Source organism: Erythrobacter litoralis HTCC2594 (assembly GCF_000013005.1).
Classification (GTDB): domain Bacteria; phylum Pseudomonadota; class Alphaproteobacteria; order Sphingomonadales; family Sphingomonadaceae; genus Parerythrobacter; species Parerythrobacter litoralis_A.
Map to the genome: position 1 here is coordinate 2,668,526 of NC_007722.1, position 20,098 is coordinate 2,688,623.

A 20,098-nucleotide genomic window follows, 5' to 3' on the forward strand; every position below is an offset into this window, starting at 1 on the left:
GGGCATGACCGAAACGGCTTCCCAGAAGCTGGCCCGCCAGCTTGCGCTCGCCATTCCGGCGCTGCTGCTTGGCGGAGCCTATATCGGCGAATTCGCGTTCGGACTCTATCCGTGCGAAATGTGCTGGTGGCAGCGCTGGCCGCATTTCGCGGCGCTCGGCTTCGGCTTGCTCGCCTCGTTCTTCCGGCCGAACACTTTCTGGATCGCGCTGGCCGCCATCGCAATCTTGGTCTCCGGGGCCATCGGCGCTTTTCATGCCGGAGTCGAATATGGCTGGTGGCAAGGGATTACCGCCTGCACCGCCGCCATCGAAGCGGGCGGCGATCCGCTCGAAGCGATCATGAACGCGCCGATCGTCCGCTGCGACGTCGCGCCGTGGAGCTTCCTCGGGATCTCGCTGGCAGGCTGGAACTTTGTCATCTCGACCCTCGTTGGTCTGGTGATCCTGTTCCTCCTCGCGAGGAACGACACTGAAGCAGACCAGGGAATCGCCGCCGCATGAGCAAGCCCGATATCGCCCGCATGATCCGCGTCGACCAGGCCGGGGAATTCGGGGCAACCCGAATTTACGAAGGCCAGCTCGCGGTGATGGGCAATCGCGGACCGCATTCGGGCGAGATTGCCGCTATGGCGCAACAGGAAGAGGGGCATCGCGAAAAGTTCGATGCGCTGATGGCCCGGCGCGGCGTCAGGCCGACCGCTCTGCAGCCGTTCTGGTCCTTCGCCGGCTACGCACTGGGCGCAGGAACCGCCCTGCTTGGCCCCGAGGCGGCGATGGCCTGCACCGCGGCGGTCGAGACCGAGATCGACAAGCATTATTCCGACCAGCTCGATGCGCTGGAAGAGAGCGGCGACGACCCCGAATTGGCGGAGATGATCCGCGAGTTTCGTGAAGACGAGCGCGAACACCGTGACGCGGCGCTGGAAATGGGGGCCGAGAGGGCGCCCGCCTATCCGGTCCTTTCCGGCCTGATCCGGCTCGGCTGCCGCGCGGCGATCAAGGTTAGCGAACGTGTCTGACCTGCATCGCTGCTTTGCGCGTGCCCCACGCTTCATATAGAGTTCACCGCCTGGCGGCGATGGTGCTGCCAACGCTTTCCTACCGACGGACCAGCCCCATGAAATCATTTGCTTTCCCGCTTGGCCTTACCGTGTTGGCTCTTGTCGCTGCGCCCCTGGTTGCGCAGGACGCGGACGAAGCGATCCCGGACAACGTCCAGACCGCGATCGTCTATGGTGAGGATGCCGCGCCGGACTGCCCGGCAGGAACGATCTGCGTCGTCGCCCGCCTGCCGGAGGATGAGCGCTATCGTATCCCGGAAAGCTTGCGCTTCAGCGACGATCCGGCGAATACCGCATGGGCGCGCCGGGTCGAAAGTCTGGAGTTTATTGATCCCACGGGGGCCTTTTCGTGCTCGCCGAGCGGCGCGGCCGGCTTTACCGGCTGCACCAAGGAATTGATCGATGCCTATTACGATGCACGCGCGGAAGGTTCCGCGGTGCGCTTCAGCCGCCTGATCGAAGCCGCGCGGGCCGAACGCCTGTCGCAGATCGACGAAGAGGCGGCTGCCGAGCAGGAGCGTGTCGAAGCGATCGAACGCGAATATATGGAACGGCTTGAGCGCGAGCGTGCCGGCGAGACCGGGGCCGAAGGCGATCCGCCGCTGCCTGACCCGCAAGCCGCCGACGATGGCAGCGAAGACGCTTCCGGTCTCGATCGCCCGCCGGAGCAATAATTCGCTCCAAGGCTAGGCAGCGCTTAACTTCTTTTGGTTAATGGCGCTGATCATGAGCGGCACGCGCAAAATCGTCACTGTCTTCGGCACGCGTCCCGAAGCGATCAAGTTGTTTCCGCTGGTTCACGCGCTGGACGCCGACCTGCGGTTCGACAGCCGCGTGCTCGTTTCCGGACAGCATCGCGGCATGCTCGACCAGGTGCTGGAGATCGCAGGCATCGCGCCGCATCACGACCTCGATGTCATGCAGCCCAACCAGTCGCTCGACGCGCTGACTGCCCGTCTACTGACCGGGATCGGCGAAGTGTTGGATCGCGAACGGCCCGACTGGGTCGTGGTGCAGGGCGATACCGCGACCGCCATGTGCGGCGCGCTTGCGGCCTATTTTCGCCAGATCGATGTCTGCCATATCGAAGCGGGTCTCCGCAGCGGCGACATCTATCATCCCTTCCCCGAGGAGGTGAACCGCAAGGTCATCGGCACGCTGGCCAAGCTGCACGCGGCGCCGACTGAAACCTCGGCGGCGTCGCTGCGCGCGGAGAATGTCGTTCCGGACGCGATCCATGTCACCGGCAACACGGTGATCGACGCGCTACACTGGATCACCACTAAAGTGGCGAAAACGCCGGCGCTTGTGGCCGATCTCGCCGAGGTCGAAGCGCGTTTCGCCGGCAAGCGGATCATCGGCGTGACCTCACACCGCCGGGAGAATTTCGGCGATGGCATGCGGGGAATCGCCAATGCGATCAAGCGCCTGGCCGCGCGCGAAGACGTAGCGCTTATCTTTCCGGTGCATCTCAATCCCAATGTCCGCGCGATCATGAACGAGGAACTGGCGGGCTTCGACAATATCGCTTTGCTCGAGCCGCTCGACTACCCGCATTTTGCGCGGCTGCTCGACATCTGCACGCTGATGCTGACCGACAGTGGCGGCGTGCAGGAAGAGGCGCCAGCGCTGGGCAAGCCGGTCCTGGTCATGCGCGAAACGACGGAACGCCCCGAAGGCGTCGAAGCGGGCACCGCGCGGCTGGTTGGCACCGACGAAGATGCTATCGTTGCCGAAGTCACGCGCTTGCTCGACGACGATTCCGCCTACGCCGCCATGGCGCGGGCGCACAATCCCTTCGGCGACGGCAAATCCGCAGCGCGCATCGCGGACCTGCTGGCGCGCTGAGCGGCACTATCAGATCCCGTGATAAGATTTGAACCACTCGACAAACCGCGGAAAACCGACATCGACTGGCGTAGTGGGCGAATAGCCGTGATCGCGCTCCATCGCCTCGATATCGGCATATGTGCGGGGCACGTCGCCTTTTTGCATCGGTAGCATTTCGATCTCCGCCTTGCGTCCGCACGCCCGCTCAATGATGGCGATGACATCCAAAAGCTGTTCGGGTCGATTGTTGCCGATGTTATAAATTGCATGGGGCTTGGTGCTGCCACCAGGCTTCAGCGTTCCGTCGTCGGCAGGAGGGCTGCCAAGGCAAGCGACAATGCCAGACACGATATCGTCGATAAAGGTAAAGTCTCGCTGCATCTTCCCATGGTTGAAGACGGGGATCGGCTCGCCGCGCAGGATCTTCGCGGTGAATATCCACGGCATCATATCGGGCCGTCCCCAAGGCCCGTAAACAGTGAAAAAGCGAAGACCGGTTTGGGGGATGCGGTAGAGATGAGCGTAGGTTTCACTCATCAACTCGTCTGCCTTCTTGGTCGCGGCGTAGAGCGAGAAAGGGTGATCGACGCGATCATCCACGGAGAAGGGCACTTTCTCATTGCCGCCATAGACCGAGCTGGAACTGGCGTAGACAAGATGTTCGACCTGCCGCTCTCGGGCAAACTCCAGCATGTTGAGGTGCCCAACGATGTTCGCCTCGATATAGGCGTGGGGATTCTCGAGCGAGTAGCGGACACCGGGTTGCGCTCCGAGGTGGGCGATTCGCGAGATATCCAAGTCCGCCAGACAGTTTGCGAAAGAAGCTCTGTCGGCAAAATCGCACTGGCTGAAAGTAAAGGCCTCCCCGGCAATTGCCTCGATTTCCGACAACCGGTCGCGCTTGAGTTGCGGATCGTAATAGGAGTTCAGGTTGTCGATACCGAACACTCGGTGGCCTTCAGATGCGAGGCGGACGCACAGCGCCGCCCCGATGAAACCTGCTGCGCCAGTGACGAGAATTCGTTTTGTCATCATGCCCCTGAATCGATCGAGTAGCTTCTCTAGCATCGAAGTTTCGAAAAATCGCTGATGCCTTTCATCGACCGTCGGCCACAATGAGCCGCAACGTCGTTACCGTTATGTTTACGCCGATCTGCGAAGGCAATTCGCGAACTTCCATTAGACCGAACCTAACGAGGGATGGTTTTGAATGCGTAACGAGTCCGCACTTGAGGTATGTGTTGTCGGGTTAGGCTATATCGGCCTTCCGACTGCCGCGGTGATGGCGCGGGCGGGATGCTCCGTCACCGGCGTAGATATCTCCGAAGAGGTCGTCGTCACCATAAATCGCGGCGCTATCCACATCGAGGAAGTCGACCTCGACGGCCTGGTGAAGGGCGTTGTCAGCCGCGGCGCCTTGCGTGCGTCCACACACATCGTGCCCGCCGACGTTTTCGTCATCGCAGTGCCGACGCCGTTCGCCAAAGACGGCAAGCATACGCCGGATACGTCTCACGTCATGGCCGCTGCGACCGATATCGCTGCGGTTCTCAAGAAAGGCGACAGCATTATCCTGGAGTCGACCTGTCCTGTCGGCACGACCCATGCCATGCGCGACTTGCTTGCTGGGCTGCGCCCGGACCTCTCCATGCCCGGTCTCTCCGACGGCATTGCCGATATCGCAATCTCCTATTGCCCGGAACGGGTACTCCCTGGCCGGATCATCGAAGAACTGGTTCATAACGATCGATCCATCGGCGGCATCACGCCGCGCTGTGCGCGCAAGGCGATCTCTCTCTACAAGCACTTCGTGAAGGGCGATTGTATCGCGACCGATGCCAAATCGGCCGAGATGACCAAGCTGGTCGAGAATGCCTATCGCGACGTCAACATCGCATTCGCAAACGAGCTGTCGATGATTGCCGCGGCGATGAAGCTCGATGTGTGGGAAGTAATCAGGCTGGCGAACCGTCATCCGAGGGTCGATATCCTTGAGCCGGGCCCCGGCGTAGGGGGACACTGCATTGCAGTAGATCCCTGGTTTATCGTGCATGGCGCGCCCGAAGAGGCGGTCCTGATCCGCACAGGGCGCGAGGTGAACGACCGCAAGATGCATCACGTCACAGAGCGAGCCGCCCAGCTGATCGAGGCGCATCCCGACAAACGTGTCGCGTGCCTCGGGCTTTCGTTCAAAGCCAATGTCGACGATTTTCGCGAAAGCCCGGCTCGTTACGTAGCGGCCCGGCTCGCCGAGCGCTTCGGTGACAGGCTGAGTATCGTAGAGCCCTATGCGAACATGCTGCCCGCCGAGTTCGACGGTACCGGGGCCACGCTTGTCGACCTCGACAGTGCCATTGAGCAAAGCGAGATCATGATCGTCCTGGTCAATCACGACTTGTTCAAGGCAGTGCCGTTCGACGAACGCGTCGACAAGATCGTTTACGATTTGCGGGGCATTTGGCCCGGGCACGGCGCGCCCGATCAGGAAGCGATCGGGGTTCCGGCAAAACTGCTACGAACAGGTACCTGAGTCCCATCTCGAGAAATCGCTAAAGTCGGTCACCCAAGTGTGGCGGCGCTTTTACTTTCGCAATCGATCATCGGCGCAGCGAGGACGAGGTTTGCGTGGTGCCCGGCACGTGGGATGCAACAGACCCTCTGTGTTGCCATACTGTCAATAATTTCCTACTGGCCCCGGCGAATTGCAATGTGCGTGATTTTCGCCGCCCGATCATGTTTGGACAACCAAACGGAATGCCCCGCGGAAGCCGGGGCCGGGCGAGGCAATACGTCATCATCTTGCAGTATCAGTACGAATATCGGTCCGGCGTCCTAATCGATTGCGCTTGGCCGCAACCGGAACAGGAAGCATGACGTGAGCGAAGCACCGACACCTCGGGTTGCACTGATCGGATGCGGACGTTGGGGCCGCAACATTGCGCGCGTCCTGGCCGGGCTGGGCGCTCTCGAACTGATTGTCGATCCCATGGCGGACGCGTTATCGGATTATGCTTCGGAGCTTGGCGTGCGCGTAACTTCCGACATGACGCAGGCGTTCGCGGACGAAATCGACGCCGTCGCCATCGCCGCTCCGGCTGTCGACCACGGCAGGCTCGCCAAACTGGCGCTGGAAGCCGGCAAGCCGGTTTATGTAGAAAAACCGCTTGCTCTCGACCTTTCGGAAGCTTCGGAGGTCGCAGCGCTTGCTGCCGAGAAGGGATTGCCGTTGATGATCGGCCATCTCCTTCAATACCATCCGGCGTTCGTGACACTGAAGCAAATGGTCGATCAGGGCGCAATCGGCGAGGTGCGTCACATCACCTCGCACCGATTGAACCCAGGTGCCATCCGAACCGAGGAAAACGCGTTATGGAGCATGGGGCCGCACGATTTTTCCATGACGCTGGGTCTGGCCGGCGAAGAACCGATTTCGGTCGCAACCCTGCCGGTCCGGGTCGTCAACCCCAACATCCCTGATCAGTACTTCGTCCAGTTACGTTTCCCGAGCGGCATTACGGCGCAGGTCGTCGCATCCTGGCTGTCGCCCTACAAAGAACACAAGTTGACCGTTCTCGGGACAGAGGGCGCGCTGGTCTTCGAGGACACGGCCGCCGAACGCGATCGCAAGCTCGTGATCTATCGTGACTACGTTGATACCAGCGAAGCCACGCCACGGTTCGCGAAGGGGCCCGGCGAACCGGTGAATTGGCCGGCGGAAGAGCCGCTGGAAAACGAAATGCTTGCTTTTCTGGACGCAGTTCGCGGCGGCGACGGCTGCCGCACCGGACCGGAAGAAGCCATTCCGGTACTGCGTCTTCTGCATGCGGCGGAAGCAGCCGCAGAGGCATGACTTGGCGTCTTTCCGACTTTGCTGGCATCGCCGGCCTGCGCGTCGAGCGTGACGGGTCGTTCGAAACTACCGGCAAGCTGTCGACGCCTCTCGATGGCCTGTGCGTACCGCTTCGCTCGGCGCAGTATGCGGTGGGGGTCAGCAAAAATCCGCGAATCGCAGCGGTCATCACAAAGCCCGAGATCGTCGAGAGGTTGGGCGAACATGTGGCTGTGGCTGTGGCGGACGATCCGGACGCGGCGCATTCGGAAATTCACGCCCGACTGGCTGAAAACCACGCACAAGAATTGCGGTCGGTGCCCAACGAAATCGACTCTTCCGCGCGGATCGACCCGTCTGCCCATATTGCCGATCACGGTGTGACAATCGGCCCCAATGCCTGGATCGGGCCGCACTGCGCCATCACGCCGGGGGTGAACGTTGGCGAAGGCTGCGTGCTCCACAGCGGAACTGCCCTGGGTGTGCCGGGCTTCAACACGGGGATCATCGGTGGCAGGCTGAAGATCGTTCCGCAAATGGGTGGTGTAAGGCTTGGACCGCATGTCGAAATGCTCGCCAATTGTACGGTCGCCCGTGGCATTTTCGGCGGACACACGTCGCTAGGCGAAGAGACGGTGGCAGACAATCTGGTCTACATCGCACATGACGTGCAAATCGGACGCCGGGTCCAGATCTGCGCGCTCGTCAATGTGCTTGGCCGCACGATTGTCGGCGATGAAGCCTATCTGGGCCCATCTTGTGTCGTGAAAAACGGATTGGTGTTGGGCGCACGAGCGCGCGTCAACATCGGTGCAGTTGTCACGACCGATCTTGCCGAAGACGCGATCGTCAGTGGCAATTTCGCCGTTCCCCACGATCGTTTCCTCGATCACATCCGTTCCATCCGATAATCTGGATCAGACATGCAATTCATCGATCTCAAATCGCAATACCTGGAGCTGCAGGATGAAATACGCCAGCGAATCGACGACGTTCTCGATCGGCAGGCTTTCATCCAGGGCCCAGAAGTAAAAGAACTCGAGGCTGCGCTGGCCAAGTTCTGCGGCGCGAAGCGCGTAGTCACCTGCGCTAACGGCACGGATGCCTTGCAGCTGGCATTGATGGCGCTGGACATCGGGCCGGGCGACGCGGTTTTCGTGCCGAGCTTTACATATACTGCGACGGCCGAGGTTATTCTTCTCCTGGGCGCGCGGCCGGTGTTCGTCGATTCCGATCCTGATACCTTCAACATATGCTTCGACAGCGCGGAGAAAGCGATCGAGCGCACCAAGGCGGAAGGAAAGTATCGTGCTGCAGCGTTGATGACGGTCGACCTGTTCGGACAGCCGGTAGATTATGATCGAGCGCGCAGCCTTGCCGATACGCACGACCTCGCCTTCATCTCCGACGCCGCGCAGGGTTTTGGTGGGACTTACAAGGGCCGCCGGGTAGGGTCCGGCCTCGCCGATATTACAACCACGAGCTTCTTCCCGGCCAAACCGCTGGGTTGCTATGGTGACGGCGGCGCCGTGTTCACCGACAACGATGAATGGGCCGATGCGATGAAGTCGATCTGCCTGCACGGTAAGGGTGCTGCCAAATACGATGTTGTCCGTGTCGGTGTGAACAGCCGTCTCGACACGCTGCAAGCGGCGATCCTCCTGCCCAAACTGGCTGCTTTTGCCGATGAGCTGGAAAAGCGCCATGAAGTGGCCCGTTCTTACAGCGAAGGCCTTGCCAATCACGTCCAGACGCCGATTTTGGCCGAGGGGGACGAAAGGTTCGCTTGGGCGCAATACACGATCAAGGTGGAAGACCGCGACGATGTACAGCAGCGGCTGAAGGATGCCGGCGTGCCGGCCAACGTATATTATCCGCGCCCGATGCATCTGCAGCCAGCCTACCTTGAGTTCGGGGATGGCGAAGGTTCGCTACCGGTGGCCGAGCGACTCTCCGAAATCGTGCTGAGCTTGCCCATGCACCCCTACCTTTCCAGCGACGAAACCAGCCAGGTCGTTGACGCCGTGATCTCGGCCGTGCGCGCCTGATTTTACCAGCTACCAGGACATTACATCATGACAGCGACCCTCTCGTCCATCGCGCGCGAAACGATTGCCCGCTTCGAGAACAAATCGGCGAAGATCGGCATTCTTGGCCTTGGCTATGTCGGCATCCCTCTGGCGCTGCGCTTCAGTGAAGTCGGCCTGACCGTACTGGGTTTCGACGTCGATCGGGAGCGCGTGCGCGAACTGAATGCCGGTGAATCTCCGATCAAGCACATCCCCGCCAGCGAGATCGAGGGCATGAAGCGCACTGGTTTCGAGGCGACAGACGATTTCTCGCGAATTCCTGAAGTCGACGCGATCATCATCTGTGTCCCGACGCCGCTCAGCGAACAGCGCGAGCCCGACTTGTCCTATGTCGTCAGCACAATGGAGTCGGTAAAAGGCCACCTGCGCGAAGGGCAATTGCTGTCGCTCGAGAGCACGACGTGGCCCGGGACCACCGACGAAGTACTCAAGCCCTATATCGATGCGCGCGGCCTCACCGTCGGGGAGGACTTCTTTCTTGTCTATTCGCCTGAGCGCGAAGATCCGGGCAACCCGGACTTCACCACCCGTACGATTCCCAAGGTGCTGGGGGGCGTCACGGAAACATGCAGCGCTGTCGGCATGGCGCTGTATGGCACGGTGATCGACAAGGTTGTGCCGGTTTCTTCGACACAGGCGGCCGAGCTGACCAAGCTGCTCGAGAACATCCACCGCTCGGTCAACATCGGTCTCGTGAACGAAATGAAGCTGATCGGGGATCGGATGGGAATCGATATATACGAAGTCATCGATGCCGCAGCGACCAAGCCTTTTGGCTTTACGCCTTACTATCCGGGGCCGGGGCTGGGTGGGCACTGCATCCCCATCGATCCCTTCTACCTGACCTGGAAGGCTCGCGAGTATGGCGTGTCAACGCGCTTCATCGAACTGGCCGGTGAAATCAATCGCACCATGCCCGAGTGGGTGGTCTCGAAAGTGGCCGAAGGCCTGAACGAGCGATGCAAGGCGCTCAAGGGCAGTCGCATTCTGGCACTCGGCATCGCCTACAAGCGCGATATCGAGGACTGCCGCGAATCGCCGTCGGTCGAAGTGATGGAAGTGTTGCGCGACCGCGGAGCGGTGGTCGAATATTCCGACCCCTATGCGCCGGTCTTCCCGCGCATGCGGGAGCATAGTTTCGATCTGGAGTCGGTCGAACTCACACCCGAAACGATCGCTTCATACGACGCGGTTGTGCTACTGACGGATCACACCGACTTCGACTACGACCTCATCCTCGAAAAAGCGAAGCTTGTAATCGACACGCGTGGGAAATTCCGCGAGCCCAAACCCAATGTGGTGCGTGCATGACTACGAGGACGCGAGCGGGATAACTCGGTCGGTAGGGCCTCTCCTTTCCGCCATTGCGTGTCTTTGCACTTGTGGACCTACTTTCGCCGCGCCATGGTCGGAGGCGCAGTTCCAGTCCTAATTCGAGATCGGTTTTCCGCTTGGCATCCCACTACGCTCCGTCTGGCATCGGCGCTCCCGGCATGAACGCGGACCAATCACGGGCAAATGCCTTTCGCCTCGTGCGCCTGGCAATCGGCGGGGGCACATTCTGGCTGCTGTTCGCGGGATACTTCCTCTATCACTTCCTGCTCGCGCGAGATCTTATCCCGGAGCTTTTCGGCGGAATGTTTGGCCCGGTGCTGGCGGCATCGCTTCCCTTCACTTTGTGGGGTACCTTTCTGGCTAGCAGAAACCTGCCAGGCATCTTCAGCAATGGAGTGGCTGTATGGGTGTCGGCCACAGTGCTCTGGGCAAGCTTCTGGCTGGCGATCCATTTCGCTCAGGCACCCGACAACGTCGCGCACGCGCAAGTTGGGATCACCATCGTTCTGTGGCTCGGCATGCTGGCGCTGTGCTTCAATATTCCGGTTTATTCGCCGCTTTTCAACAAGATCCTTCTCGGCAGCTGGGCCCTCATCGCCTTTCTTGCAATGGCCTTCGTCGATGCGTCGACACTGATGACCGAGACAATGATGGACGAAGATGCCGCGAGCTATCAGGGCCTGGCGCGCGGCTTGATGGTGGTGGGCACCTTCGTACTTTGTGTGCAGCGTAATATCATCAGCAGGATCGGCATTGCGGCGGTGACGATCGCGGCGTTGTTTGCGATTGGAGCCCGCTCGGAACTCTACGGCTTCATTGCCGGATACGGCGTGGTCGAAGCCATCATCAATCGTCGTTCGCTGCTCGCCCAGTTCGTGCTTGCGGTGGTAGTGATGCTGACTGCCTGGCTGGTGCTGCAGAACCTCGATTACCTTTCGACTTCGCGTCAGCTGCAGATTCTCGACCTGTCGCAATCGTCGTCGTGGGTGGCGCGCGAGTACATGCTGATCCACGCACAGAACCAGGTGCTGGAGAACCCTCTTTTCGGCATCTACGGCGGCCATTGGGAGCTGGGCGAAGGCGATTATGCGCATAATGCGCTTTCTGCCTGGGTGAGTTTCGGGTTTCCCGGATTTCTGCTCTACGTCGTGACCATCATCGTGGCGACGGCAGTGGCTCTGGTCGCTTTGCTGAAAAATCCGACCTCCAGGCTCGCCATGCTGGCGACCCTGATCAACGTGTCCAATGTATTGCTCGTCGCCGTCGCCAAACCGGTCTTTTGGGAAATGCCGGCACTGGGCTGGGGCCTTGCTATCCTTGTGATCCAAGAGATGCGGGTCGCAACATCGGTCGCGTCCGCTCGCACTCCTTAACCCAACGCTCCACGCAGCCTGCGCTGCGGTCCGAACCCTGGCTTCTATCTCCGCGCCTGCGCCAGAACATTACCGACTGCTTGGCAAACGTGATCGATCTCCTCGTTGGTCAGTGTCGGATGGGTCAGGAACATCAAGCTGGTCTCTCCCAACGTCCGCGCGTTCGGAAGGCGCTCGGCCGGCCTCCAGCCGGTATTGTCGAAAGCTTTTTCGAGATAGATCTCGGAGCAGGTCCCATGCAACAGAGGGGCACCCAGCGCATTGGTTTCCGCAACGATCCGGTCCCGGCTCCACCCGGGAGCGAGCGCCTCCTCCCGGACATAGGCATACAGCCGGTAGAACGCATGTGTGACCCGGTCCGCATCGGGCAAGGGGCACCTGACCACATCCGCGTGGACTGCAAGGGTTTCCGCAATCTGATTCGCGATAGCGGTCCGGCGCTCCGTCCAGGTCGGCATGTAACCAAGCTGGAGCAGGCCCACGGCTGCCTGCATTTCGAGCATTCGCCAATTGGTGCCGAAACTCTCGTGCACCCAACGAAAACCTGGTGCGTGATCCCTGTTGTAGACGGCGTCCCAATTCTTGCCGTGATCCTTGTACGACCACATTTTTTCATACAGCGCCGCATCGTCGGTTGTGACCATCCCGCCTTCGCCGCCGGTGGTCATGATCTTGTCTTGGCAGAAAGACCAAGCCCCGGCATCGCCGAAGCCGCCAACCATCTTGCCGGCGATGCGCGCACCATGCGCCTGCGCGCAATCCTCGATGACCTTGATGCCGCGCGCTCTCGCCAACGCCACGATGTCTTCCATGTCGCAGGGCCACCCGCCGAGATGGACGGGGACGATCGCCTTGGTTTTCGACGTCAGGACGGCTTCGATAGTGGCCGCACTCAAATTGCCGCTGTCGGGATCGACATCGGCGAAAACCGGCGTCGCACCGACATTCACGACGCTGGAGACAGATGCGATAAAACTGCGCGGGGTGACGATGACTTCGTCACCCGGTCCGATATCCATGCAGGTGAGCGGAAGGTCGAGCGCGACGGTCCCGTTGGTGACGGCGATCGCATGGGCCGTGCCGGACCATTCGGCGAAGCGCCGCTCGAATTCACGACCTTGCTGACCTGTCCAGTAGTTGACCTTGTTCGACGCAAGTGTCTTCGCAACCGCAGCCACTTCCTCTTCCGAAAAAGATGGCCAAGGGCTCATTGTGACGGGAGCTGCCATGCCGTGTATCGTTGTTTCCAATGAACAATATCGTCGGCGCGCTATGGACGGGGGTCGGGACATGGTCAAGCATATGCCCGGAAGAGAGAAACTTCCGGCCGTTTAGACGCAGCAGAATACCACGCACTTGTTGCAGGGCCTTGCCCGCGCTAGGGAACGGTGCCGCGGCCCACGCAGCAATCGGCGTGGTCAACAACCGCAGAACCTGCACGGACTTACTTCCAATGCTCTCGCCTGAACTACCGCATCGAAGCGGTTCTTCGCCGCGTAGTTCGGCTACCTGTTGCTTCCGCGGCGCGAAAAGTGACGGGCGGATCGCATGCTGACCGCGCTTCGTGGTGCTTTCGACAAGATTGGCCAAAGTCGATTTGTCCGCAATGCAGCCGTCCTGATGGGAGGGACGCTGGTCGCTCAAGCTATTCCGGTGCTGATCAGTCCGATTTTGACCCGGCTCTACACTCCGGCCGAACTCGGCGTATTCGCTGTCTATTTCTCTCTCACCATGTTCCTCGCAGTCATTGCGACGGGCCGCTACGACCTCGCCATCATTCTTCCTGCCAACCGGCAGAAAGGTGTGGCACTGACCCTTCTAGCGATGGGCCTGTCGGTGGCGACGGCGTTGGTGTTCACGTTGCTCGTGGCGATTGCGGGCCCTTCGATGGCGCGGGGGATGGGAACTCCGGACCTGCTTCCCTGGCTATGGCTGGTGGGTCCCGCCACCATTCTCATGGCGAGCTATGTCTCGCTTACCTACTGGTTGAACAGGCATGGCCGGTACGGGATCATGAGCCGGAACCGCATTTTGCAATCGGGCTTGCTGGCGGGGGGACAGCTTGGAATGGGCGCGACGATCACGGGCGCATTCGGTCTGATCGTCGGGCACTTCATCGCACAGACCATCACCACGGCGACTATTTTCGTCACTTTCGCCAAGTCGGTACGCGGACGTGCTTGGCGGCTCTGGCGTCTCGATATCGCAGCAGTTGCGCGGCATTACGTGCGGCACCCGAAATTTCTGCTCGCCGCGCATGTTGCGGACAAGGCTGCGATCGAAAGCCCCACGATTGCCATTGCGGCGCTCTACGGTCCTCGGGAGGCGGGCTTTTTCATGATGGCGCAGCGCATAATCACCCTGCCGACTTCGCTTGTCGCCAATGCCGTTGGCGATGTCTATCGGCAGAACGCGACCGAAACCTACCGTGCCCAGCGCAGTTTCAGAGCACTGTTCCTGAAAACACTTTCAGCGCTCACGGCCTTGGTGATCCTGCCGATTGCAGCGCTCATAATTATCGCGCCGGACCTGTTTGCTTTCATTTTCGGCGACGAATGGCGCGTGTCGGGTGATTACGCCCAGTGGCTCGCGCTGGCCGCGGGATTGCAATTCATCTTCTCGCCTCTCGACAAGGGTGCCTTGATACTTGGCGCGGTACGCTACATCAGTATCTGGGAATATTTCCGTGTGAGCCTGATGGCGGCCGTCATCGGCGCGTGCGCGTGGTGGCAACTCCCGGTCGAGCAATTCGTAGCCGGCGTGGCCTTCGCCAACGCGACCGTTTACCTTGTCGACGGTTTCGTTCAATGGCGCATCAGCGGCGGTTCCAGCCGCCTTGCTCGCTAGAAAGAAACGGGAATTCCAGCGAATGACTCGCGACTATCAGATGTGCACACGCACGGTGATGGATACTTCGGATCCAACCATTACGTTCGACGAGGATGGAGTTTCCAGCCATTTCCACCATGCCCGCGCCCGGCTGGCGAACGAGTATTTCCCCGGCCCCGACGGGGAGCGGCGCATCGAAGAGCTGGCGGCGCGCATTCGCAGCGAAGGCGAAGGCAAGCCCTATGATTGCATAATGGGAGTAAGCGGCGGCGCCGACAGCAGCTACGTCGCGATCAGGGCGAAAGAATTGGGCCTGCGCCCACTGGCGGTCCATCTCGACAACGGCTGGAATACCGATACGGCGGTTTCCAATATCGAACTCCTCCTGCGCGAACTCGATATCGACCTCTTCACGCATGTCATGGACTGGGAAGAGTTCAAGGACATCCAGCGTTCGCTGTTCCTGGCCTCGGTACCGAATATCGAAGTCGCGACGGATCATGCGATCACCGCGCTCCTGTTTCACAAGGCCGCCGAACACAACGTGCGCTACCTTCTCTCAGGATCGAACGTCGAAACGGAATCGATCCTGCCGCGGGCCTGGGGGCACGACAATCGTGATTGGCGTTCGATCAAGGCAATCAAGCGCAGATTCGGCAATCCCCGTATCGGCATGGAGAGCTATCCCCACCTCACTCCGATCCGTTTCCTCGACTACCTCCTGCGGCGCAAGATCCGGTTTGTGCCGGTGCTCAATTACGGCGGCTATAACAAGGCCAAGGCCGTCAAAGTCATGCAGCAGCGCTTTGGTTACAATGCGTATGCACGCAAGCACGGAGAGAGCCGCTTCACGCGCTTTTTTCAGGAATACTACCTCCCCGAGAAATTCGGCTTCGACAAGCGGCGCGCGCATTTTTCCAGCATGATCGCTTCAGACACCATGACCCGTGAAGAGGCTTTGGTGGAGTTGGAGCGCGACATGTACGATCCGGTCGAGAAAATGATCGACATCGAATATTGCTCTCGCAAGCTGGGATTTTCCGCAGAGGAATGGGCTGAGGTCATGGCCACACCCCCGGCGCATGCCACCGATTACCCGAACAATGGCTGGCTGTTCGACCATACCACCAATCGGGCGACCGCTCTCGTGCGCAAAATCGCCAAAGGCGAAATGTTCGCAAGAAAGAGATCGCAGTCGTGACCGAGCGCTCGCCGATCATCCATCTATACTTCAGCAACATGGCGCATGAGAGCAGGCTCTTGCGCGAAGCGAAAGCTGCGGTCGAAGAGGGCCTGGCCTGCGAGGCCGTGGGCATCGGCTACGGTGACGGCACGCTCCCACCCGAGCAGGCCATGGCCCGAAATGTTTCGTTTCTGCGCCTGGCTCCGCCGCGCTGGGCGGAAGGCGGCGGGAAGGTAGCTCGCCTGCTGCGCTGGCCGATGTGGACCCTGTCGGCCGCACGCGCCGCGGCGCGCAAGAAGCCCTCGATCGTGCAAGCCCACAGCCTCGCCGCATTGCCGGCCTCGATCCTGGCTGCGCGCCTGTTTGGCTCGTCACGTCTCATCTACGATGCGCATGAATTGGAAACCGAACGTGCAGGCTGGTCCGGCGGACTGAAGAAACTGGCGCGCCTGGCAGAGCGCGCCCTTATTGGCTTTGCGGACGAAACCATCGTCGTCAGTGGGGCAATCGCCGATTGGTATGCCAATACCTATGGCATGGAAAAACCGCACCTTATCCGCAATATGCCGGAAGCAATCCCGGGCACGACATCCAACGGCGACGGCCTGCGTGCGGAGCTTGGTCTGGGCGGCGATGACATTATCTTCGTCTATCTTGGCAGGCTCGGTCATGGTCGCGGCATCCCCTTGCTGGTGGCCGCATTTCGCAACGTCGGCGAAGACAGGCATCTCGTACTGCTCGGCGACGGGCCGATGCAGGGCGATCTGCTGAAAGATACTGCGGATGCCGCCAATATCCATGTGCTCGAACCTGTGCCATCGGAGCAGGTCATCGGCTATGTTGCTTCAGCTGATATCGGCTTCAGCATGATCGAGGATGTTGCGCTTAGCTATCGCTATTGCCTTCCGAACAAGCTCTTCGAATCACGCAGGGCAGGCCTCGCGGTGATCGTTTCAAATCTCGTCGAAATGGCCAATTTCGTGCGCGCCTACGGCGGCGGATGGATTGTCGAAAACGACCCCGACGAATTGGCGAAGCTGGTCAATTCGCTAACCAGGGTCGACATCGCAGCGGTCAAGAAGGAAGCGCGTCCCGTCCCGACGTGGGAAGAGGAGCGGGAACGCTATGTGGCAATCGTCAGGTCGCTCGTCTGAGCCTTGCGTGGCCGCGAGCCATCACTCGGCATCGGCAGCACCCGGCTAGTTTCTTTTCAGCGGGGTCGCCGGATTGCCGATCACGACCTCGCCAGGCCCGACATTCTTGGTCACGACCGCCCCCATTCCGACGATGGCTCCCTCGCCGATGACGAGTGGCTTGTCCGACGTGCCTTGTTTCAGAACGGCGCCGGCACCGATGTATGCGAAGTCGGCAATATGGATGGTGCCATTGCAGCAAACGCGAGGAGCGAAGGTGACGAAGTCGCCAATGACACAGTCATGTGCGACATAGCTGTAGATATTGCACTGAAATTGCCTGCCAATGCGCGCCGATGCCGTGACCATCGTCCGGGCGCAAAACACTGAGCCTTCGCCAATTTCGGTATCGACGCCGAAATAGGCGTCCGCTGCATGCAGGGAAGTCGGCGTGAGGCCCGCGTTCCTGCATTTGCGATCAAGCTGCGAGCGGATCTTGCCATCTCCGATAGCAAGCACATACTCGTCACCGGGTTTCAGGTCGTCAAAAGAAAGAATTTTTATGCCGGCGGACGTTTTCCCCCAATTCTCGGCGTTGTCGTCGATAAAGACGATCTCGTCCGGGTCCCGGCGAAGTCGCGCCAACTGTTCGCGAGCCGGTTCGATGAGTTCCCGGCCGAAGCCACCCGAGCCATAAATTGCGAACATGCTTTTTCTCACCCTTGAAACGCCTCAGGACTTTCCCCGCGTGGTCAAGGCCGCCGCTTTGCGCAAGACGCCTTTGACCTTTACAGCCGATCCTATCAGTCGCTGGTTGTTCGGAAAGTCTTCCGGATAGGCGATCGGTGTCGCCATGATTTCTGCCCAGTCACTTTCCGAAAAGCCGAGCTTGCGGGTGCAATACTCGACGTCGATCATCTTGGAGATCGGATCGTAGAGCGGCTTCTCCAGTTCTGCCAAGGCTTCTTCGCGATTCATCTGGCCCGATGCGATCAGGCTGGAAAGATGCGCCTTGCGTTTGTCGAAGCCGTACTTTTCCGGGAGGTAGTATTCCTGGAAAAACCGGGTGAAGCGGCTTTCACCATGCTTGCGAGCATACGGGACATAGCCGATCCGCTGCTTCATGATGTCGAGCGCGCGCGCCTTGTTGAAATCACCATAGTTGAGCAGGGGGATGAAGCGGATCTTTTTGACGTAGATGTAGGTGAAATAGTCGAAGAAGGTCATGTGCGGATACGTGTCGATCCCGATCGAGGGATCCCCGAACCTCTTCTTCGCCGCCAGCAGAATGCGTGAGTCGTCCGCATTGTAGCCCCAGGCTTCGGGCAGGATCGCCTCGGTATTGGCATTCGAACCGCTGAGGACATACCGCAGCCCGAACCGGTCGGCCGTCTGGTAGAGCAAGGCCTTGATGGCATGGTCGGTAACGGCTTCGATATTGGGCAGGGAAGAGAGGAACACCGACCGCTGGAGGTCACGGAACTGGTCCCAGTTCACGACATGCGTGTAGAGATCGATATCGAGTTTTTCGAGCAGGGAATGTATGTTGGATACCGCAGTGTCCGTATTCCAGCCGTTGTCGAGATGTACGGCCAGGGGGCGCAGCCCCAGGTCGCGCGCCATGACCCCGACATAGCTCGAATCGACCCCGCCACTGACGCCCATTACGCAGTCGTAGGGCTTGTCCTTTCCTTCTTCGCGAATCTGTTCGGCAAGCTGCTGCAGCTCGACTTCGCCGCTCGCGCCCGGCTTTACCAGCCGTCCGATCAGCTCCTGTGCGTGCCAGAAGTGGTTGCTGACGCCATCGGCGTCGAAAGTGATGGCTGGGTCGGTCGTATCCATGACCGTCCGGCTGCACATCCGGTACTCGCTTGTCATGCCTCGGCCATCGTCTCTTCGCCGATATTCGCGCGTGCTGCTGCAGCATCGCGCTCTTCCGGACGCGGATAGTTGATGAGCACCGCCTGCAGCCGTCCGTAAAATGCGAACATGGACCCGGCTGCTGCTGCGGACGCGCCGTCCCGCAGGATGACCTGAGCGAGATCGTCGACCGTGTCGGCGCCGCCCAGGGCCACGACCGGCAGCGTCGTCGCGTCGACGATCGATCGCACCAGGTTCCTGTCATATCCTTTACGCATACCATCCCGGTCGATCGACTGGATGAGAATTTCGCCGGCCCCCTGGGCCTCCGCTCGCCTGGCCATTTCGACAGGATCGATCCCGAGAGCGCGGGTGCCGCCGCGACTGTAGACCTGGTAGCTGCCATCGGCCTCGCGCCGGGCGTCGATCGAGGCGACGACGCTCTGGCTGCCGAACTGCCTGGCCGCCTCTTCGACAAGCGCTCCGCCTTCGACGAAGGCAGTATTGATGGAAACCTTCTCAATGCCGTCCTTGAACAGGGCGGCGGCTTCATCGACGCTGGAAATGCCACCACCAAAGGCCAGTGGCATAAAGCATTCTTCAGCCAAGTGCCGGATAACTTCCGGACGCGATGGATTGTCTTGGTGGTATCCGATATCGACTACGATCAGCTCGTCGGCCATCTTGCTGTTGAAGATCTGCGCAGCGTTCACGATGTCGCCGATATAGCGCGCAGGTTTGAACTGGTGGGTCTTTACTGCGCTTGTTCCATCAAGCAACAGGACCGGAATAATTCGAAGGCGGCGCATCAAATCCCCGCGAAATTGGTAAGTATTTCCACACCGAACATGTGGCTTTTCTCCGGATGGAACTGCACCCCCATGACGTTGTCGCGCGCGCATCCGGCCACGAAGGGATAGCCGTAGTTGCACCAGAACAGGGCTTGCACCTTCTCGCTGCGCGGCACCACATGCAGGCTGTGCACGAAATAGAAGCGCTGCTTTTCAGGCAATTCGCTGTGCGTGAGCGGATGATCATGGTCTGCATCCACTTCCGACCAGCCCATATGCGGGATCGGCAATCTGGGCCCGAGCCGCGACCGGTCGAAGTGTTTCACATCCATATCCAGCAGGCCAAGGCCTTCGCAATCGCCTTCCTCGCTGTGGTGGGCAAGCAATTGCATCCCGAGGCAAATGCCCAGGATCGGCTTGCGCTGTTTGAGCGCAGCATGCCGGATCGGGTCTATCCAGCCACCTTTTTCTAGGTTTGCCATGCCAGCGCTGAAATGGCCCACCCCTGGAAGTATGATCCGGTCGCAGGCGTCCATTTCATCGGGCGACGAAATACAGCTGGCGAGGATACCGGACCGACGCAACATGTTGCGGACCGAACCGACATTGCAGATGCCGTAGTCGATAATGCCGATGTGATTGGCCTCGGTTTCAAGCACCGCGTCCTTGTCGAGCACGTCTTCTTGTTTCACCTGAATCCCCTACTGCAGCGGCGCTCGGCCAATACCTGCTATTGATTTAATCTCAAGGGGCATTATCCCGTCGCCAGCCCAATGGGCGGTC

19 protein-coding genes are annotated in these 20,098 nt (G+C 60.1%); 13 read left to right on the forward strand and 6 right to left on the reverse strand.

The window, feature by feature from the left end; translation table 11 throughout:
• The first annotated feature begins 4 nt into the window (after positions 1–4).
• The 4 genes from EL2594_RS13035 (at position 5) to wecB (ending at position 2,910) form a co-directional block, all read left to right on the forward strand.
• Complete coding sequence (locus EL2594_RS13035) at positions 5–502, forward strand: disulfide bond formation protein B (protein ID WP_011415564.1); 498 nt, start codon at positions 5–7, stop codon at positions 500–502.
• Entirely contained in the window at positions 499–1,020 is a 522-nt protein-coding gene (locus tag EL2594_RS13040) for a demethoxyubiquinone hydroxylase family protein (RefSeq protein ID WP_011415565.1), read from the forward strand. Before EL2594_RS13035 ends, EL2594_RS13040 begins: the two co-directional genes overlap by 4 nt.
• Before the next feature lie 98 nt (positions 1,021–1,118).
• Positions 1,119–1,736: a hypothetical protein gene (locus EL2594_RS13045; RefSeq protein ID WP_011415566.1), complete on the forward strand. Its 618-nt coding sequence runs from the start codon at positions 1,119–1,121 to the stop codon at positions 1,734–1,736.
• A gap of 52 nt (positions 1,737–1,788) precedes the next feature.
• A complete protein-coding gene (gene wecB, locus EL2594_RS13050; RefSeq protein ID WP_041686091.1) occupies positions 1,789–2,910 on the forward strand; it encodes a non-hydrolyzing UDP-N-acetylglucosamine 2-epimerase in 1,122 nt (373 codons plus the stop codon).
• A gap of 9 nt (positions 2,911–2,919) precedes the next feature.
• Here wecB and EL2594_RS13055 read toward each other — a convergent pair whose 3' ends face one another.
• Complete coding sequence (locus EL2594_RS13055; RefSeq protein ID WP_418904583.1) at positions 2,920–3,960, reverse strand: SDR family NAD(P)-dependent oxidoreductase; 1,041 nt, start codon at positions 3,958–3,960, stop codon at positions 2,920–2,922.
• Positions 3,961–4,102: 142 nt separating this feature from the next.
• Between EL2594_RS13055 and wecC the strand changes: the two genes are divergently transcribed.
• The 6 genes from wecC to EL2594_RS13085 all read left to right on the forward strand — a co-directional run bounded on the left by wecC (position 4,103) and on the right by EL2594_RS13085 (position 11,519).
• A complete protein-coding gene (wecC, locus tag EL2594_RS13060; protein ID WP_049762514.1) occupies positions 4,103–5,422 on the forward strand; it encodes a UDP-N-acetyl-D-mannosamine dehydrogenase in 1,320 nt (439 codons plus the stop codon).
• A 345-nt stretch (positions 5,423–5,767) separates the two neighbouring features.
• Entirely contained in the window at positions 5,768–6,742 is a 975-nt protein-coding gene (locus EL2594_RS13065; protein ID WP_011415570.1) for a Gfo/Idh/MocA family protein, read from the forward strand.
• Entirely contained in the window at positions 6,739–7,632 is an 894-nt protein-coding gene (locus tag EL2594_RS13070) for a UDP-3-O-(R-3-hydroxymyristoyl)-glucosamine N-acyltransferase (RefSeq protein ID WP_011415571.1), read from the forward strand. Before EL2594_RS13065 ends, EL2594_RS13070 begins: the two co-directional genes overlap by 4 nt.
• A 12-nt stretch (positions 7,633–7,644) precedes the next feature.
• Positions 7,645–8,769 (forward strand): DegT/DnrJ/EryC1/StrS family aminotransferase, encoded by a 1,125-nt coding sequence (locus tag EL2594_RS13075; RefSeq protein ID WP_011415572.1) that lies wholly within the window; start codon positions 7,645–7,647, stop codon positions 8,767–8,769.
• 27 nt (positions 8,770–8,796) lie between these two features.
• Positions 8,797–10,122: a nucleotide sugar dehydrogenase gene (locus EL2594_RS13080; protein ID WP_011415573.1), complete on the forward strand. Its 1,326-nt coding sequence runs from the start codon at positions 8,797–8,799 to the stop codon at positions 10,120–10,122.
• Positions 10,123–10,304: 182 nt separating this feature from the next.
• Positions 10,305–11,519: an O-antigen ligase family protein gene (locus EL2594_RS13085; RefSeq protein ID WP_011415574.1), complete on the forward strand. Its 1,215-nt coding sequence runs from the start codon at positions 10,305–10,307 to the stop codon at positions 11,517–11,519.
• A gap of 44 nt (positions 11,520–11,563) precedes the next feature.
• Here EL2594_RS13085 and EL2594_RS13090 read toward each other — a convergent pair whose 3' ends face one another.
• Positions 11,564–12,730, reverse strand: a complete 1,167-nt coding sequence (locus EL2594_RS13090) for a DegT/DnrJ/EryC1/StrS family aminotransferase (protein ID WP_011415575.1) — start codon at positions 12,728–12,730, stop codon at positions 11,564–11,566.
• A 337-nt stretch (positions 12,731–13,067) separates the two neighbouring features.
• On the opposite strand from EL2594_RS13090, the gene EL2594_RS13095 reads away from it, so the two are divergent.
• Genes EL2594_RS13095 through EL2594_RS13105 form a run of 3 tightly spaced genes read left to right on the forward strand, consistent with a single transcriptional unit; the run spans position 13,068 to position 16,685 of the window.
• Positions 13,068–14,366: an oligosaccharide flippase family protein gene (locus EL2594_RS13095; RefSeq protein WP_011415576.1), complete on the forward strand. Its 1,299-nt coding sequence runs from the start codon at positions 13,068–13,070 to the stop codon at positions 14,364–14,366.
• 22 nt (positions 14,367–14,388) lie between these two features.
• Positions 14,389–15,549, forward strand: coding sequence for an N-acetyl sugar amidotransferase (locus tag EL2594_RS13100; protein ID WP_011415577.1), 1,161 nt, complete (start codon positions 14,389–14,391; stop codon positions 15,547–15,549).
• Positions 15,546–16,685 (forward strand): glycosyltransferase, encoded by a 1,140-nt coding sequence (locus EL2594_RS13105; RefSeq protein WP_011415578.1) that lies wholly within the window; start codon positions 15,546–15,548, stop codon positions 16,683–16,685. Before EL2594_RS13100 ends, EL2594_RS13105 begins: the two co-directional genes overlap by 4 nt.
• A gap of 45 nt (positions 16,686–16,730) precedes the next feature.
• On the opposite strand, the gene EL2594_RS13110 is transcribed toward EL2594_RS13105, so the two are convergent.
• The 4 genes from EL2594_RS13110 to hisH are packed head-to-tail and all read right to left on the reverse strand — an operon-like array spanning position 16,731 to position 20,007.
• Positions 16,731–17,372: an acetyltransferase gene (locus EL2594_RS13110; RefSeq protein WP_011415579.1), complete on the reverse strand. Its 642-nt coding sequence runs from the start codon at positions 17,370–17,372 to the stop codon at positions 16,731–16,733.
• Positions 17,373–17,396: 24 nt separating this feature from the next.
• Positions 17,397–18,542, reverse strand: coding sequence for an N-acetyl sugar amidotransferase (locus EL2594_RS13115; protein ID WP_081432325.1), 1,146 nt, complete (start codon positions 18,540–18,542; stop codon positions 17,397–17,399).
• A complete protein-coding gene (gene wbuZ / locus EL2594_RS13120; protein WP_011415581.1) occupies positions 18,539–19,333 on the reverse strand; it encodes a glycosyl amidation-associated protein WbuZ in 795 nt (264 codons plus the stop codon). The genes EL2594_RS13115 and wbuZ overlap by 4 nt, the downstream gene beginning before the upstream one ends.
• A complete protein-coding gene (hisH, locus tag EL2594_RS13125; protein WP_011415582.1) occupies positions 19,333–20,007 on the reverse strand; it encodes an imidazole glycerol phosphate synthase subunit HisH in 675 nt (224 codons plus the stop codon). The genes wbuZ and hisH overlap by 1 nt, the downstream gene beginning before the upstream one ends.
• Positions 20,008–20,098 lie beyond the last annotated feature (91 nt).

Excerpts from the sequence above, each read along its gene's own strand:
- EL2594_RS13035 (WP_011415564.1), top strand. The coding sequence starts at position 5 with ATGACCGAAACGGCTTCCCAGAAGCTGGCCCGCCAGCTTGCGCTCGCC.
- EL2594_RS13040 (WP_011415565.1), top strand. The coding sequence starts at position 499 with ATGAGCAAGCCCGATATCGCCCGCATGATCCGCGTCGACCAGGCCGGG.
- EL2594_RS13045 (WP_011415566.1), top strand. The coding sequence starts at position 1,119 with ATGAAATCATTTGCTTTCCCGCTTGGCCTTACCGTGTTGGCTCTTGTC.
- wecB (WP_041686091.1), top strand. The coding sequence starts at position 1,789 with ATGAGCGGCACGCGCAAAATCGTCACTGTCTTCGGCACGCGTCCCGAA.
- EL2594_RS13055 (WP_418904583.1), bottom strand. The coding sequence starts at position 3,960 with ATGCTAGAGAAGCTACTCGATCGATTCAGGGGCATGATGACAAAACGA.
- wecC (WP_049762514.1), top strand. The coding sequence starts at position 4,103 with ATGCGTAACGAGTCCGCACTTGAGGTATGTGTTGTCGGGTTAGGCTAT.
- EL2594_RS13070 (WP_011415571.1), top strand. The coding sequence starts at position 6,739 with ATGACTTGGCGTCTTTCCGACTTTGCTGGCATCGCCGGCCTGCGCGTC.
- EL2594_RS13075 (WP_011415572.1), top strand. The coding sequence starts at position 7,645 with ATGCAATTCATCGATCTCAAATCGCAATACCTGGAGCTGCAGGATGAA.
- EL2594_RS13080 (WP_011415573.1), top strand. The coding sequence starts at position 8,797 with ATGACAGCGACCCTCTCGTCCATCGCGCGCGAAACGATTGCCCGCTTC.
- EL2594_RS13085 (WP_011415574.1), top strand. The coding sequence starts at position 10,305 with ATGAACGCGGACCAATCACGGGCAAATGCCTTTCGCCTCGTGCGCCTG.
- EL2594_RS13090 (WP_011415575.1), bottom strand. The coding sequence starts at position 12,730 with ATGAGCCCTTGGCCATCTTTTTCGGAAGAGGAAGTGGCTGCGGTTGCG.
- EL2594_RS13095 (WP_011415576.1), top strand. The coding sequence starts at position 13,068 with ATGCTGACCGCGCTTCGTGGTGCTTTCGACAAGATTGGCCAAAGTCGA.
- EL2594_RS13100 (WP_011415577.1), top strand. The coding sequence starts at position 14,389 with ATGACTCGCGACTATCAGATGTGCACACGCACGGTGATGGATACTTCG.
- EL2594_RS13110 (WP_011415579.1), bottom strand. The coding sequence starts at position 17,372 with ATGTTCGCAATTTATGGCTCGGGTGGCTTCGGCCGGGAACTCATCGAA.
- EL2594_RS13115 (WP_081432325.1), bottom strand. The coding sequence starts at position 18,542 with ATGACAAGCGAGTACCGGATGTGCAGCCGGACGGTCATGGATACGACC.
- wbuZ (WP_011415581.1), bottom strand. The coding sequence starts at position 19,333 with ATGCGCCGCCTTCGAATTATTCCGGTCCTGTTGCTTGATGGAACAAGC.